The following is a 16026-nucleotide window of genomic DNA, read 5'->3' on the forward strand; positions in this document are numbered from 1 at the left end:
CTATAGAAGAAAATCTTTTTCAATCGGTACAAATTTTGATGCAGAATCGATAAGATTTTGAGCAGTTAACCCCGGAACACCATAAACCTCGACAGGCTTTCCAAAGCGTTCTTTGATGCGTTCGACAAGGATTTCAAAGTCACCATCGCCAGATACTAAAACAATGGTATCAACTGTCTCAGCAAGTTCTATCGCATCTAACGCAATACCGACATCCCAATCCCCTTTTGCGCTGCCATCTCGGCGCTGGATAAACGGTTTTAGCTTCACATTAAAGCCAACACCACGAAGAATATGGTGGAATTGACGCTGCTTTGGATCTTGGCTAGAGATTGCGTAAGCATTGGCTGTCACAACGTTACGTCCTTCCGTGGCAACATACCAAAACTGGTTATAGTCGAAGTTAGAACGGTATTTGTCACGCGTTGTATAGTAAACGTTCTGAACGTCGACCAATATTGCTATGTTTTCCATAAATTCATACCTTTAGATTTTCCGTATACCCTATTCTATTCACTTGTAAAATGCGAGTCGCTTTACCCAATAAAAATGAACCTGTTAGCTCTCTTTATCGTAAACCTAACTATATTCATCGTAAATCTAACTATGCTTAATGTAACGCTGTTATTTGAAACACAACCACACTCGGATCCACACTTCATGTTCGGTTCATGATCTTCAAATAGCACTTAGGCTCTAGGGTTGTTAAAAGGAGGTTGGCCATGCAACACAGACAAATACACAAATCGTTCGCTAGCAGCAATACGATCTGCACAATACAGTCTATAGATCGTTCAATCACGTGGTCTTATCTACTAAGAATACTCATGGTCAGTAGCGTGTTGATTACCAGTTTAACCATCAACTCAGCCTTCGCCTACCCAGCCTACTCTCACTCCGAAGCCTTACCGCACCGCAGTGTGATCTATTTTGCACCGAAGGAAGATTCCGTCGTCAAAGAATTTCTCAATGAAGTGTTGATCAACAACTGTCAATTGGATGAAAGAGACGTAGTTGTCATAGTCATTGCGGAAAGCGGCTACACTGTCCCTACTTGGCTTGAAGAGGAATTTAATCTAGAAGCCGTAATCGATAGCTATGGAATACCAAAAGGTTCACATACTGCTGTTTTGATTGGTAAAGACGGAAAAGAAAAGCACAGGTGGAATGGGAAGACTGATTGGAACCTTATCACCAACATCATCGACGAGATGCCAATGCGCCAAGAAGAAATGCAGCGACAAAATAGCCGCTGCAGTATTTGATTCTTAATAATAAGTCGCTGCTCAATGAGCTAACTTAAAAACCAACCGATTATACTTGCTTGTTAAACCAAGCAAGTTTTTCATGAAGCTGAGCAACACTACCAACCACGATCAGTGCTGGACTTTTCGCAACGCTTGCAAGGTCAGCTAGATCACGCAACCCACCTCGAAACACTTTCTGCTCTTGGCGTGTACCATTTTCGATAATCGCCACTGGCATGTCTTCGCGCATACCATTATCGAGTAAATTCTTCTGAATATTTGGGCTCTCTTTTAAGCCCATATAGAACACGATCGTGTGGTTATGTTGAGCAAGAGATCGCCAATCGATATCTTCGCCATCTTTCTTTAAGTGACCAGTAATGAACTGGACGCTTTGCGCGTGGTCACGGTGAGTCAATGGAATACCCGCATAAGCGGTCGCTCCAGCAGCCGCTGTAATACCAGGAATGACTTCAAACCTCACATCGTTCTCAGCTAACGTTTCACACTCTTCGCCACCGCGGCCAAAGATAAACGAATCACCACCTTTTAAGCGGACAACGTGTTTGTTTTCTTGTGCTTTGGTCACCAATAATTGGTTGATCTGATCTTGTGGTACGCAGTGATGATCGAGCTTTTTACCCACATACAACATCTCAGCTTCTGGGTTAGCCATCGCTAAAATATCTTTCGATACTAAACGGTCATAAACCAAGACGTCTGCTTGTTGAATTACTCGTGCCGCTTTTAGTGTAAGTAAGTCAGGGTCACCCGGACCTGCACCTACTAATGAAACAAATCCTTTGTTTCCTGTATTAACATTCGATGGCGATACTTCTGACATGCTTTGCTCCGAAAGTTAGCTTGTTATATTTCAAGCTTAATTCTGTGTAGCAATTCACTGTGAATTAATGTGAATTACCAAAATCCCTACTTCTTAGACTATCAGTTGTTGAGATAAAACTTCACGTTTAATTCTAATCAAGATAGAAGTTTATATAACAAAACAATCTATTACGATGCTCACCACCTCTTGTTAGTGGCGCGAATAAACCACGACAAGAGTTAAAAATGCATCATTACTGACTTGAATTGAGGGCAATTACGATCAAAAAAGCCCCCAACGTTCTGTTAGGGGCTTATCAAATTTTTTCTAGTGACTAGCTCTATTCAACAAAACGAAGCGATTACTTAGCGCCTAAAGCAGGAGCCGTTTTAGCGTGAGTTAAGTATAGAGGTACACATGTAAATAATAGACCACCAACAATGTTACCTAGGATAGTAGGTACAAGGTTGTAGCTTAACCAAGTTGTGATACCGAAATCAGCACCTAGCATCATGCCTAGTGGGAATAGGAACATGTTTACAACTGCGTGTTCAAATACAAGTGCGAAGAAGATGAAGATTGGTAGCCACATTGCTGCAATCTTGCCTGCAACCGTGCGAGCAGTCATGTTACCGATTACGCCAAGGCATACCATTAGGTTACACAAAATACCGCGAACGAAACATGTGATCCAACCATCTGCGCCTAGGTTTTCAAAACCAACAGTACGAGCCGTTGCGATAGCCATAAACTTCTGACCAACTGCATTTGGTTCCATGCTGAAGTTCATTGTTAGTGATTGAGCAATCAGTGCAGCAACAATAAGAGAACCAATTAGGTTACCAAGACCAACTAGACCCCAACAACGTAATACACGACCCCAAGTAACACCCGGACGGTTATCAAATTTTGCTAGAGGAGCAAGACCAAATACGCCAGTGACTAGGTCGTAACCCATTAAACTCAGAATACAGAAACCCACTGGGAATACGAGTGCGCCTACGATACCAATACCTGTTTGGGTGATAGCAGTAATAGCCACAACAACCGCAAGAGACAAGATGATACCAGCCATGGTGCCGCGCAAGATAAGATCACGAGTGCTCGTTTTGATCTTAGCTTCGCCGACATCGATCATCGTTTGTACAAATTCTACAGGTTTTAAAGCAGACATAAGATTGTCCTCAAAAGTTTAAATTAAAAGTTAAAATTGGATAGGAAAAGGTTCTAGTTACCGAATTAAGGCAATGTCAGAAACTAAAACCCTTGATCTATCTAATCTTGCTGTCTAACTGACTAGTCAGTCAGATTATGCAGCGATTTCAACCGCGCCTTTGGTTACACGAGCTTTGTACGCTTTCACGTTAAAGTTCTCGTCTTCCATGCACACGCCTGTTGATAGGTTAAAGCGTTGTTTTTTAAGCGGACTCGCCACCCAAAGCTCACCTTTATGTTCAACAGTTAAACCGCGAGATAAAACGTTTGATTGGAAAAACGGGTCGGTGTTGCTAATAGCGAACACTTCTTCAGCTTTGGTTGGGCGAAAGATAGCAACCTGTTCACCACCAACCAACGCACATACACCTGTACCTGGAACAATATCTTCGATCTTACAAACTTTAGTAAATGCCATGATGTCGTCTCCCAATTAAACCAGTTCAACGTGAAGGATGTCGCCCTTCGCTTCTGGGTGTTTTTCTGTGTATGTCGCAGGGCGGTGTTGTTCACGGCCATCATCAACAAACACAACATTTTCATCACGATCATCAGCATTGATGAAGTGTGAGAAGCGTTTAAGTTGAGCTTCGTCATTAATTGTGTCGGTCCATTCACAGCGGAATTCTTCAACCAGTTTCGCTACGTCGGTTTCAAGTTGGTCGTTAAGGCCAAGTTTGTCTTCAACGATGACTTCGCGTAAGTAGTCAACACCACCTTCGAGGTTGTCCATCCATACCGAAGTACGTTGTAGCGGAGCTGCAGTGCGGATGTAGAACATCATGAAACGGTCGATGTATTTAACTAGCGTTTCTTGGTCTAGGTCGACTGCCAGTAAGTCTGCGTGACGAGGTTTCATACCGCCGTTACCACACACATACATATTCCAACCAGCGTCAGTTGCGATAATACCTAAATCTTTACCTTGAGCTTCGGCACATTCACGAGTACAACCCGACACACCAAACTTCATTTTATGAGGGGTACGGATGCCTTTGTAACGATTCTCAAGCATCACACCCAAACCAACCGAATCTTGCACGCCGTAACGGCACCATGTAGAACCTACACATGTTTTTGCCATGCGTAATGCTTTACCGTAAGCCTGACCTGTCTCATAACCGGCTTCGATTAGCTTTTTCCAGATAGCAGGTAAGTCATCTTTTTGAGCACCGAATAGACCAATACGCTGTGCACCAGTAATCTTGGTGTACAAGTTGTATTCAGCGGCAACATCAGCAAGAGCACTCAGTGCTTGAGGTGTTACTTCACCACCCGCCATACGAGGGATAACTGAGTAAGTACCGTCTTTTTGAATGTTACCTAGGAAGTTATCGTTGGTATCGTGCAGTTTTACTAGTTCAGGCTTAAGGATGTGTTCACCCCAGCAAGAAGCAAGAATAGAACCCACAAGTGGCTTACAGATTTCACAGCCGTAGCCTTTGCCGTACTTCTCTAGTAACTCGTCGAATGTTTTGATTTCTTCGATACGAATGAGGTGGAAAAGCTCTTGGCGAGAGTAAGCAAAGTGCTCACAAACATCGTTTTTCACTTCAACACCTGCTTTAGCAAGTTCGGCGTTTAGCACTGAAGTCACAAGTGGAATACAACCACCACAACCAGTACCAGCACCTGTTACTGCTTTAATGTCGCCAATTGTGTGGTGACCTTCAGCAACCGCTTGGGCAATCTTGCCTTTCGTTACGTCGAAACAAGAACAAATAACGGCAGTTTCTGGCAAAGAATCCGCGCCAAGTGTTGGCTTTTCAGCACCTGCGTGAGCAGGAAGAATCAATGCATCTGGGTGCTCTGGTAGGTCAATTTCATTCAGCATTAGCTGTAAAAGATCGCCATAGTCAGACGTATCACCAACCATCACCGCACCAAGAAGCTTCTTGTTGTCTTCAGAAACAATTAGGCGCTTGTAAACTTCTTGCTCTTCGTTTTGGTAAACGTAGCTCTTACAACCTGGAGTACGACCGTTTGCATCGCCGATAGAGCCAACTTTCACGCCTAGAAGCTTCAACTTCGCAGACATGTCGGCACCTTCAAATGTGCTTTCGTTACCGACAACGTGGTCAACCGCTACAGTCGCCATTTTGTAACCAGGAGCCACAAGTCCGTAGAACGTTTGGTTCCAAGACGCACACTCACCAATCGCGTAGATATCTTTATCCGTCGTTTGACAGTAGTCGTTAATCTCAATACCACCACGAGGAGCAATACCAAGACCCATTTGACGAGCAAGTTTGTCTTGAGGACGAATACCAGCAGAGAATACGATGAAATCTGTTTCAAGTTCAGTGCCGTCTGCAAAACGCATCACGTTACGAGCTTCAGTGCCTTCAGGAGCAATTTCTAGCGTGTTCTTGCTTGTGTGTACATTTACACCCATACGTTCGATTTTTTGACGAAGCTGATTACCACCGGCTAAGTCAAGCTGTTCAGCCATTAGCTTAGGAGCAAACTCAACAACGTGTGTCGTCACACCAAGTGCTTTTAGTGCACCAGCCGCTTCAAGGCCAAGTAAGCCACCACCAACAACCACACCAGATTTAGAGTTCTTAGCGGTTGCTTCAATCGCTTTCAAATCTTCGATTGTGCGGTAAACAAAACAATCTTTGCCTTCATGGCCTTTAATTGGTGGAACAAATGGGAAAGAACCGGTAGCAAGAACAAGTTTGTCGTATTGAATTTCACGACCAGTGCTTGAGTAAACTGTTTTTTTCTCACGGTTAACGTTGATTGCACGTTCACCGATCAGCATATTGATGCCGTGTTTCTCGTAGAAACCTTCTTTTACTAAAGAAAGTTCATCTGCAGTGTGGTGTGAAAAGTAAGAAGAAAGGTGTACACGGTCATACGCAACACGTGGTTCTTCGCAGAACACTGTGATGTCCATGCTTGCAACATCTGTCTTCTCGACTAAATCTTCGATATAGCGATGACCGACCATCCCGTTACCGATTACGACTAGCTTCATCTTGCTCATAAGAATTCCTGAAGGTTATATATTTCTTAACTACGCGAATAATGAATTATGAAAGAAAATGAAAATATGATGTAAATCAATTACGAAAACAAACTACCCTAAAGGGGTAGAACAAAAGAGGTAGAACTGCTTAATTATCAGGCCAAGCAAACGAATAACCGTAGTATTGATAGGGTTTAGCGGGATTTTATATACACTTTGGCGCACTAGAAAGAGTGTTGTAAAGTTTCACAATAGGTTAGCAATAACGTAATTGAATGACAATCATTTTCATTTAAAGACTTAACACAACACTGAAAATTACGCTAATTTCCAAATTCATGAAAAACTATGTGAAGTTATGAAGAGGAATGCCCGAATCACAGATCAAAAAACGAACATTGAATCATAATGTCATCTTTTTTATTCAATACGAATCGTGACAAACAAGTCGTAAATGACCTGAGATTATTAACTAGCATTGAAGATAAAGCTTTCCCAGTTAGTAAAATGTTAATTTAATTGATCCAGCACATACACCCTTCAAATTCACCATAGCTATATCAAATCAAACTTCCAACTAAGCGGTGAATAAATTAAGATTATTGGAAATAATTCTCATTTAATAGAGTCCGACTACCATGCGTGTATTTCTACTGATCTTAACTATCATTACTACCCCTGCACTTGCCGAAACGAAAATCATCAAACAAGTCATGGATATGAACTCTGAAAATATCGACAAAATGTACCAATTTATCCCTGACTATGTAGAAATCGAACCCGGTGACAAAGTGTTGTTCCAAGGTACCGTCGGCTCTCACACCGCTCACAGTATTCAAGGAATGCTTCCTGAAGGCGCGAAGCCCATTATGATCTCAGGTTCGAATGCACAAGAAGTTACATTCGATAAACCCGGTGTATACGGTATCAAATGTAAAGTTCATCACCGACATGGAATGGTTGCGTTGGTTGTTGTAGGAGACCCAAGTGCGAATATTGAAGAAGCGCGTGATGCAGCTAAGAAACGCGTGAGTCGCCGTGCGCAGAAGAAGATGCAAGGTTTACTCGATCAAGCTGAAAACCTTGTTCAGTAGCTGTTAAGCTGAAAGTTCTATCAAAAAAACAGCGCAAGTTAGCGCTGTTTTTGTCTCAATGAAGATTGTTGAATGCTCTTCCCTTACATACAACTACAGCAACCAGCCCGCTCTAAACGAAACACCCACAACAACAAATAGGATCGAAATGATGGTCACCGGTACAATGTGTAGTGCCATATCAACAAGGTTATCCTTCGATAACTTTGGAATGACCCGAAAGCGAGCATCCAGAGCTAACAACACAGTTAACGACAACAGCGTCAATTTGGCAGCAATACCATGAGCTAACGGAATTGACATATCAAACCATAAGCTAACATCTGGCAACATGTGATAAGCAAGCATCAACCCCGTGACGACTTGTATCACTAATGCAGGCATTCCCACCTTTTCATACCCTTGCTCAAATTCTAATAACATTTCTGGAGAACGATGCTTCAATACCTTCGGCAGGATAACTAGGCTAAGAATGATATGGCCCCCAGTCCAAATCGTTGCCGCCAAAACATGTAAAACTAATAACAAACCAAACATAGATTTCCCTTAGACAATGTTACGTGGGGCAAAGGAAAAACCTTCAAACTCACGTTTATATTTAGATTCACCAATTTTCTTTATTTTGGCGACGCCCATTTTGTAGTTGTAGTTACCACTGATTTGATCAACTACCCTTGTCGTTAACGCATTCGCTGGATTTTTCATATCCATCATATTGCAATAAAGCACACCTTGTTTCGTTGTTGGTGTGACAATCGCAACCGCCTTGATCTCGGCGTAGTCCAATTGAATATGGCCATTCTCCATTAGACGGTTAAACTGAAAATCGTCCGCTTCGACACCTAAGATCGTATCTTTGAAATTCGCAACGCGCTCTGAATAAACCAAGACCTCGTCTCCGGCTTCGATTCCTCGCTTCGCGGCGTCTTCCGGATGTACTTCAATCCAATTTTCAGGCCAACGATGCGTGATATACGGCCGTCGCTCAGTATCATCAAACCCTGATTGCCAGATTTCGTTAATACGACCGTTGGAAAACCATAGTTCGTCTTTTTGGGGAGTAAGCCACGTGTGGAAATCACTGAACAAACCCCAAGGATGCTTTTGAAGGTTCACTTTCCCTGTCTGACTGTTGAACCGCGTAAGTTGTTTACGCATGATATTCGCGCCTTGTGGGCCGTCTTGTAGGCCTTTCTCGACCAAATCATCCCAACTCATTTCTGTATCGTGCAATCGCTTAGTACCAATTAGTTTCTTGGTATCGTAGTTGTAAAAAACGGGTCCCTGGATGCCTTCCGTTCCAAATTCAGCCAGCTTTTGATGAAGCGTTTTGCCTTCAGCATGAGCGGCGACTTTGATCATATTGAAATCTTTACGACTACCACGGCTAAATCGCGATGACTCTTCTGCAACATCATTAGAGTTTTGCCAATCAAACCCGTCGTACCCCATTCGAGAAGCCATTTGAGCGACAATCCACCAATCAGGTTTCGCCTCGCCCGGCGCATCTGAAAACTTCTGATAGAGGCGCAATCGACGTTCACCATTAGCGCGCATGAAATTCTCTTCACCCCAAGTTGCCGCAGGGAAGATGATATCGGCGAATTGTTTACCAATAGGGTCACGTAAGTAGATATCTTGATTAATGACAACCATACCTCCCGAATCAGCACGTTTTTTTAGAGTGTCGATGATATGTTGCTTATCTCGTCGAGTCGCTTGATGGGGGTTACGAGTCGTTAAATCTGTGAATTTTTCCTTTAAGCCATAACTGCCGCACATGGCTTGAATCCAAGTAGTACCGATGACATGAGCCATGCGTGTATGGCCAGAGTAGAGATATCTATCGGTATCGATAGAACGTCTACGCCTACCCGCCACTTTTTCAGGGGATTTGTTTCGCGGTAATTTTCCACCAGCCAACCCACCACGTTGGTGACCACCAAATCGACCAATAACGCGCCCTTCGCGCCCACCCGTTCCAATAATGGTTGCAAGTGACGCAATCGCGTTGGTATTACCGGTATTGTTCGACCAATAGAAACCCTTTTCTATACCAATCGACGACTTCACTCGCTTACCGTCAACCGGCATCGCTAACATTTCAGCAGCCTTGTGGATCTTCTCTACATCAATACCAGCAACCGAGGCTGCATATTCCGGTGCGTACTCTTTTTGAGACAAATTCCACTGTTTATAGTCGTCGAAGCCGTCTGTCTGGAATTTACCCCAAGTCGTTCTCCACTGCCAAGGCGTGTTGCGCGTACCTTGACCAAAACCCGAGCTCGATTCCCACTTATTATTTACCCAATTAGTAATCCACTCTTTATCTTGCCAACCTTGCTCAAGGATCACTCGTGCAATCGCGCCGATCACTAACGTGTCGCTTCCAGGATTGATATCAAGGTGCAAGCCACCTTGCGCTTTAAGCCATGCAATACCGGCCGTTTCACGAGGGTTCAAAATCACGGTTTTCATACCACGGTGAACCGCTGGCATGATGAATTGGGTAAAGATAATGGTTTTAGTCTCATACGGATCAGTTCCGCAGATCATTAAGGTGTCTGCCGCGCCCCAATCATCATAACTCGGAGCGAAATTATCAAACCCAGCATCTCGAAAGCCTGGTGTAGCGGTAACATCTGACGGTGTATCATGAAACGAAAAATTAGCCGTATTCACATGACGTAAAGCGTATTTTGTTATCGCATAAGTATTTTCAATGTACTGATATGAATAAGTTTTAACGCAGTAACTGTTTGAACCGTGAGTATCAATAACGTGACGCCCAACTTGGGCTGCGATGTCTAATGCGAAGTCCCACTCGACAGGTTGTAATTGCCCATTAATACGAACCAAGGGTTGCTTCAAGCGATCTTTTGTCGGAGTTTCTGGATTGTATAATTTTCTTGCAAGCAGCCCGCCACGAACCGAAGAGTCACCGCCTTTATTAACGACTTGTATATCCTTATCCGCAACCACAACGACATGGTGTGGTTTGCCATTGTGCGAAACAATATTATGTTGTTGGGGAGAAACCCAAGCTTGCAGTGCATGAACAGGAAACTCGACACCAAATGCATTTTCGTTAGCACGAGCGCCACCTGAAGGGCTACTTACAGGCCAACGATAAACCTTGTATCCACAAGCCACGATACAATAGTCACACGCTGTTGTGATGACTTCAGCATGAACAGGAGGCAGTAAAGTGCTGGTTGGCTGCAGATACTGACGGTTTAAAGGAGATTGATTGTTTGAGAGAGATTCGGTCATCTAACTTACCTCCACATCAATTAGGTTTTCCATTCGGCCAAAAATCAACCCCATAACTCCGACTGCATAGATATCGTCTCCTTCGAGCTCCAACAACACTTGAGGTAAGCTTTCAAATGCTTGTCCAGAAACCATAATCCCATGGCGACGTAAATCGAAAGTAGACAAATGAAATGGACATTGGCCAACAATACGATGCTCTCCTTTAGCTTTATAGGCACCCGTTAAAGGTCCGCCTTGGTGGGTACAAGTCATAGAGTACGCCACAACATCGCGTTGTTGCCCTATTCCTCCACCGCACTCAATATCGGCTTTAACCAGCATGGCAATAGAGTTTTTGCCTTCATCTGGATATTGAAAATGAACCGGAGTGTGATTGTTGAGTTCACTTAATTTGGCAATTTTCTTACGTGGATAGTCCACGATACGGCCTTCAACCTGAGTTTCAGAATCTGTTCCTGCGAATAGAGTAAGAGGAACCATTGAAACAGCAGTAGCCGCACCGGAATAAAGCAAGAAGTCACGTCGTGACATCATGCATCTATTGTGTCCTTTACTGGAATTTTGCTTTGAATTAGCGATCATTTTTTTGCTCCAGCAAGCTCTTCTTGAGTAAATAGCGGTTGGTATTCGGGAATTTTTGGTTCATCAATAACAATCTGTTCGCCTGAAAATGCCTTTACGAAGCTCAGTAAGTTCTCTTTATCTTCCTGTGTTAAACCAAGAGGTTGAATCAACGGAGACTTAGTTTGAGGGAACCCAGTAGTGAGGCCATCAACAGCGATACCACCTCGATCGTAGAAATCGATCACCGCTTCTAAAGTTGGAATGGTGCCATTGTGCATATAGGGCGCAGTGTATTTTGTATAACGTAGGCTCGGTGTGCGGAATTTACCTAACATCTCTTTGCGTTTAGCTCGAAAGTAAGCACCGGGGTCGGCCTTTGTGGTGCGGTACATCTCTTCAGTGACACCTTTAGAATAAAGCTCAAATCGAAACGTTATTTGCGCTAATCCATCATCATTCCACCAAGGGCTTGGCGGTACGCCAATGTTGTAGAATTTTTGGTCAGATGCTAAAGCCCCGTTGTGACAAGCAATGCAATTCGCTTTGCCTTCAAACAGTGCTTTGCCTTTCAATTGAGACTCAGACAAAGCGGTTTTATCACCTAATAAATAGTTATCGATTGGTGTGTCACGTTGAACCATAGTGCGTTCAAAAGCAGAAATGGCACGCCAAGCATTATGAATCTTTGGCGTATCGTCACCAAATACTTGCTTAAAGCGTTTCACATATTCAGGTACTAGTGCTAAACGCGCCTCCATGATGTCATCTTCACCGTTACCCGCGACAGCGCCTTTCGCTGCATCTTTGGCCTGTGCCTCCAACGACATAGCACTACCAGCCCAAAACAGTTTGTCGTAGTAAGCCGAGTTAATGATCGTTTGACTATTACGCCAATGCACAGTACCTGGGTACCCCATAGAAAGATCATCGGGAAAGCCCCAACCTTGAGATTGAATATGACAACCAGAGCAAGGGCTTGTAGTATCGCCGCTCAAACGGCCATCAAAAAACAGGATTTTCCCTAGCTCGATTTTTTCAGGTGTTTGTTTATTGTCCGCTGGAATTGGGACTTCACCTAATGGGGCTAACTTCAAACTTGCATTAGCAATATTTGACCAGAAAATACCGCCGATAAACAAAGAGGATGTAACCAGCCAAATTGATTTCTTAATTTCGAGCATTTGACCAATCCTCCGTGTACTCGTAACCAAAGTCGTACTCTAGCCATTCATATTGATTTCCCACCAAAGGATCACCAGACAATGATTGCAGAAATGCGACTAAAGCTTGTTTCTCTTGGTTGGTCAATGAGAGTGGTGTTAAGCGCGGATCTTTGTTGGAATCAACACCTCCTCCTTGGTTGTAGAACTCAACTACGTCCTCAAGAGTGAGCAATATCCCGTTGTGCATATAAGGAGCCGTCTGAGATAACTCTCGCAATGTTGGAGTCATGAACTTACCTCGGTCACTTCCGTCAGCTTTATGAGTCTGAACATGAGCGCCAACGTCACGCTTTAAAGTAAGATAGTCTTGGATGCCCATGAACATGTTGTAAGCAAGAAACGATTGATGCCTCATTGGATCTAGAAAGATCTCCATGTTCTCAGGGACGCCTGTATTGTGAGCCTTACCGTCACTAAACAAAGGTCCACTGTGGCACTGACTACACCCGCCCTTTCCTACGAACAATTGTTCACCCTGCTTTGCCAACAAGTTAAGCTCGCCTTTGTCGAAAGGTACATTCGTCGAAGTAAGCGTTTTGATATATTCGGGAAGCGCTTTGAGCACACCGCCATTTGACGGTTCCCCTAGGTTAGCCGCTTTAAACATCTCGACATATATAGGATCCTGTTTTAGACGCTCTTGCATCAAGCGCATGTCCATATTCATCAGCCAATCTTCAGTGATATTTTCCCGCACTACATCGTTTAGGTTGGTTCCAATGCGGCCATCATGGAACCAGACTTCTTTATAAGCCGTATTAATCAGCGTTGGCGCATTACGAAATCCATCACTCCCCGTATATGCAGGGCTTAAAGCTTCAGGATAAGAGAAACCATTCGCAGGGATGTGGCAACTAGAACAAGATATCGAATCATCCCCAGACAAACGCGTATCAAAAAACAACCTTTTACCTAACTCTGCTTTAACGGGATCGATATTTAGAGGGGGCAAAGCAGCATGTAGGCTCACAGAAAAAAGAGCGCACAACCCTACGCAGCTTTTTCGTGCGAAGCTTTGGCATATTGAGCTTTTTAGTATGGAACCTTTACGTATCGAACTTTGGCTTATGAAGCTCTTTAGTACAGAGCCCTGACTTATGGAGCTATTTAGCATAGAGCTCTGCCGCCTTGAGCTTTGTCGTAATACGCTCATTGGCTTTCCTTTTTGGGATTGCTATTAATGATACCTATTATTAACACGTGAAACATTAAAGATATGATTAGGATCATACAATTCGAAATGATAAGAGTTATTATTCAAACTTGTTAATCTAGCGGTGCCTAACCTGATGTCTCTTGATAAATTACTAAACCATGTCGAACATACTTTTCTAACTGGAGACGTATCCGATCAGATTCTTGCAATACAAATTCTCTCAAGGTTTCCGCACACTAAACACTTACTACTTAAAGGATTGGATTCCAACATCATCGATGTCGTTATCACCTGCCTCGAATGTCTAACTCTAGATAAGAATGCGCCTATAACGAGTATTATCCACTGCCTTAATAATTGGGACGACAGCGAAGTTAAATTGGCGGCACTGAATGCTATTGAACGAAACTTAGGTCTAGAACAATCTCACGAATTGTTGATAGATCTGATCTGCGACACTCGCGATTACTGGGAAGGCGATTGGAATGACGGTGATGATATCCGTTTGAATGCTGCCCGTGTTTTAGATAATCACGCACAAAACTTAGAACGTAACCAGGCTCTTCGCTTATTGCCCTTACTTCAAAATGATCCAGAACCCGACTTAAGAAGCAGACTTGTTTCGGTGTTGTCTCGTCACTCACCCGCTCTACTTGAAGAAGGTGGTTATTTAAAACATCCGACTGATTTCCGTCTGGCCTTAAAAAGTACACCAGATAAAATTTCCTTATACAAAGCCGCCCAACACCAAGATCTACGTTGCCAACAAATTGCCTATCAGCGTTTATCCGAGATGAATTGCCGCGAATATTTACAGTTGTTTTTAACCGGGCTTTCCCACTCTGATTCAAAAATAAGACAAACGTCGATCAACACATTAGCGAGATGGGAATATCAAATAGGTATCAAGCACCTAACAAATAACGAGTTACTGTCGGAAATACCAATTCGAACCCTTTCGACATTACTTAGCGACGATGATAAACAACACCTGATTAACCGATGGCAAGATCAACAACATCCAACTCAAAATTTAACAGCGATACTCCGGTTAATTGCGAGGTTAAAGGAAACGCATAAGCAAGCTCAACTAAAATATTTCATGCCGGTTTTCTATGAACGCTTCTCTAACCTAGATGAAGGAACGCAACTTGATTGCCTCAATATCTTGTTTAGCGAAACAACACAGCGCCTAAGCACCGCCTTTGTTCGTCAACACCTGCAATCTAAAATCAACAGCAATTCGGTGAGGCAGCAGCTTATCGGGCACCTAGCTGTTACTCCAACGAGCGAACATCAAGCCTATCTAAAAGAACTTGTTGTCGGTTTACCAGAAATTCTCGTAAACAGCCATATAAAGAAACAAGAGCCATCAGCAAACGATCAACTTCAGGAGCAGCATGACCTAAGTGATGCCAATATACAGCCACCCGTACTTTCAACACTTGAAGCACTGAAACGAACCACTCATCCAAGCCCTGATAGAAAGCAATCACCTAGTAAAGACCAACAGCCTAAGAAAAAAGCGTCTATCGAAAAACAGACTAACCAAGCTTTGGCGATCGAACATTGTCGAAACAAACAATGGTTGATTGATTTGTGCGTTGAGCAGAAACTCGCAACTCTATCAAAAACTGCATTCCACGCGTTAGTCACTGCCTTATATCACAACAATATAAATTTTATCGACATTAAAACTCAGCAATTTAGTCATTTAGTGTCAGAGCTAATCATTGATGTTGATTGCTCTAATCTCAGTAATATCGTCGACTGGCTTGGAGAACTCTGGATCGAGCAACACCACTTACAAAGGATAGAGTCTGAAAACCTTGCATTGCAAACCTGTCTAGTAAGATATATCACTAGCGAACCACAACTACTTGAGCTGTTAAAACATCCGTACATTGGTATTCAGATAGCGGCGTTGGAACAGCTACGACAGACTGGTATTACGGCACAAGAAAGATTGATTAACCTGATTCTAAAAGAACCAATTCTATACCCTCAATTCAATTATTTTGAGGCTACTACGGTCTACAAGGTACTTTCTGAGAAAATCCAAGGTTCACCTTCAATCGCGCTTCAGGCCATGCACTCCTTCATTGGATCACCTAACAATCCCACGGCATGAGCCGTTAAACATCATGTTCAAGTGATAGAAACAACAGAGCTAATGTCAGATTAAAGTTAGGGGTTAGGGGTTAGGGGTTAGGGAATAGTAGGACAAAACTGAAACTCGGAAGATGAAAATACAGAAAGGAATTTCAGACATAAAAAAACCAGCCACTAGGACTGGTTTTTTCTAAATAGTGGAGGCGCCTCCCGGAGTCGAACCGAGGTCCACGGATTTGCAATCCGCTGCATAGCCACTCTGCCAAGGCGCCTTCAAGTCGTGTTTTAAGAGAACGACTCTCTTGATTACTACCAAACAAGGTAACAATCAAATAGATG

At 43.2% G+C, this 16026-nt stretch carries 13 protein-coding genes and 1 tRNA gene; 3 read left to right on the forward strand and 11 right to left on the reverse strand.

Features of this window, described 5'->3' with window-relative positions:
- A complete protein-coding gene (locus BCU75_RS06225) occupies nucleotides 1-474 on the reverse strand; it encodes an NYN domain-containing protein (RefSeq protein WP_046223538.1) in 474 nt (157 codons plus the stop codon).
- A gap of 248 nt (nucleotides 475-722) precedes the next feature.
- Here BCU75_RS06225 and BCU75_RS06230 point away from each other — a divergent pair, with 248 nt between their 5' ends.
- Nucleotides 723-1265 carry a DUF4174 domain-containing protein gene (locus BCU75_RS06230; protein ID WP_102473269.1) on the forward strand — a complete coding sequence of 181 codons (543 nt, stop codon included), beginning with the start codon at nucleotides 723-725 and terminating at the stop codon, nucleotides 1263-1265.
- Nucleotides 1266-1314: 49 nt separating this feature from the next.
- Here BCU75_RS06230 and cobA read toward each other — a convergent pair whose 3' ends face one another.
- The 4 genes from cobA to nirB all read right to left on the reverse strand — a co-directional run bounded on the left by cobA (nucleotide 1315) and on the right by nirB (nucleotide 6280).
- Nucleotides 1315-2091 (reverse strand): uroporphyrinogen-III C-methyltransferase, encoded by a 777-nt coding sequence (gene cobA / locus BCU75_RS06235; protein ID WP_076678564.1) that lies wholly within the window; start codon nucleotides 2089-2091, stop codon nucleotides 1315-1317.
- A gap of 343 nt (nucleotides 2092-2434) precedes the next feature.
- Nucleotides 2435-3247, reverse strand: coding sequence for a formate/nitrite transporter family protein (locus BCU75_RS06240; protein ID WP_102466596.1), 813 nt, complete (start codon nucleotides 3245-3247; stop codon nucleotides 2435-2437).
- 135 nt (nucleotides 3248-3382) lie between these two features.
- Entirely contained in the window at nucleotides 3383-3706 is a 324-nt protein-coding gene (gene nirD / locus BCU75_RS06245) for a nitrite reductase small subunit NirD (RefSeq protein WP_076678562.1), read from the reverse strand.
- Between the two features lie 15 nt (nucleotides 3707-3721).
- On the reverse strand, nucleotides 3722-6280 hold the full coding sequence (gene nirB / locus BCU75_RS06250) for a nitrite reductase large subunit NirB (protein WP_102473270.1): 2559 nt from the start codon (nucleotides 6278-6280) through the stop codon (nucleotides 3722-3724).
- 620 nt (nucleotides 6281-6900) lie between these two features.
- Here nirB and BCU75_RS06255 point away from each other — a divergent pair.
- A complete protein-coding gene (locus BCU75_RS06255) occupies nucleotides 6901-7356 on the forward strand; it encodes a plastocyanin/azurin family copper-binding protein (RefSeq protein WP_102473271.1) in 456 nt (151 codons plus the stop codon).
- 93 nt (nucleotides 7357-7449) lie between these two features.
- Here the strand turns inward: BCU75_RS06255 and BCU75_RS06260 are convergent, their stop codons facing one another.
- The 5 genes from BCU75_RS06260 to BCU75_RS06280 are packed head-to-tail and all read right to left on the reverse strand — an operon-like array spanning nucleotide 7450 to nucleotide 13389.
- Nucleotides 7450-7893 (reverse strand): CopD family protein, encoded by a 444-nt coding sequence (locus tag BCU75_RS06260; RefSeq protein ID WP_102473272.1) that lies wholly within the window; start codon nucleotides 7891-7893, stop codon nucleotides 7450-7452.
- Nucleotides 7894-7902: 9 nt separating this feature from the next.
- Nucleotides 7903-10629 carry an arsenate reductase (azurin) large subunit gene (locus tag BCU75_RS06265; RefSeq protein ID WP_198593397.1) on the reverse strand — a complete coding sequence of 909 codons (2727 nt, stop codon included), beginning with the start codon at nucleotides 10627-10629 and terminating at the stop codon, nucleotides 7903-7905.
- Nucleotides 10630-11214: an arsenate reductase (azurin) small subunit gene (locus BCU75_RS06270; RefSeq protein ID WP_102473273.1), complete on the reverse strand. Its 585-nt coding sequence runs from the start codon at nucleotides 11212-11214 to the stop codon at nucleotides 10630-10632. It abuts the gene before it with no gap.
- Nucleotides 11211-12377, reverse strand: a complete 1167-nt coding sequence (locus BCU75_RS06275; RefSeq protein ID WP_102473274.1) for a cytochrome-c peroxidase — start codon at nucleotides 12375-12377, stop codon at nucleotides 11211-11213. Before BCU75_RS06275 ends, BCU75_RS06270 begins: the two co-directional genes overlap by 4 nt.
- Nucleotides 12364-13389, reverse strand: a complete 1026-nt coding sequence (locus BCU75_RS06280; RefSeq protein ID WP_277868900.1) for a cytochrome-c peroxidase — start codon at nucleotides 13387-13389, stop codon at nucleotides 12364-12366. The genes BCU75_RS06275 and BCU75_RS06280 overlap by 14 nt, the downstream gene beginning before the upstream one ends.
- 319 nt (nucleotides 13390-13708) lie before the next feature.
- Here BCU75_RS06280 and BCU75_RS06285 point away from each other — a divergent pair, with 319 nt between their 5' ends.
- Nucleotides 13709-15706: a HEAT repeat domain-containing protein gene (locus BCU75_RS06285; protein WP_102473284.1), complete on the forward strand. Its 1998-nt coding sequence runs from the start codon at nucleotides 13709-13711 to the stop codon at nucleotides 15704-15706.
- A 179-nt stretch (nucleotides 15707-15885) separates the two neighbouring features.
- Here BCU75_RS06285 and BCU75_RS06290 read toward each other — a convergent pair.
- Nucleotides 15886-15959: transfer RNA gene (locus tag BCU75_RS06290), tRNA-Cys, on the reverse strand.
- Nucleotides 15960-16026 lie beyond the last annotated feature (67 nt).

It is taken from the genome of Vibrio splendidus (assembly GCF_002873455.1).
GTDB lineage: Bacteria > Pseudomonadota > Gammaproteobacteria > Enterobacterales > Vibrionaceae > Vibrio > Vibrio splendidus_J.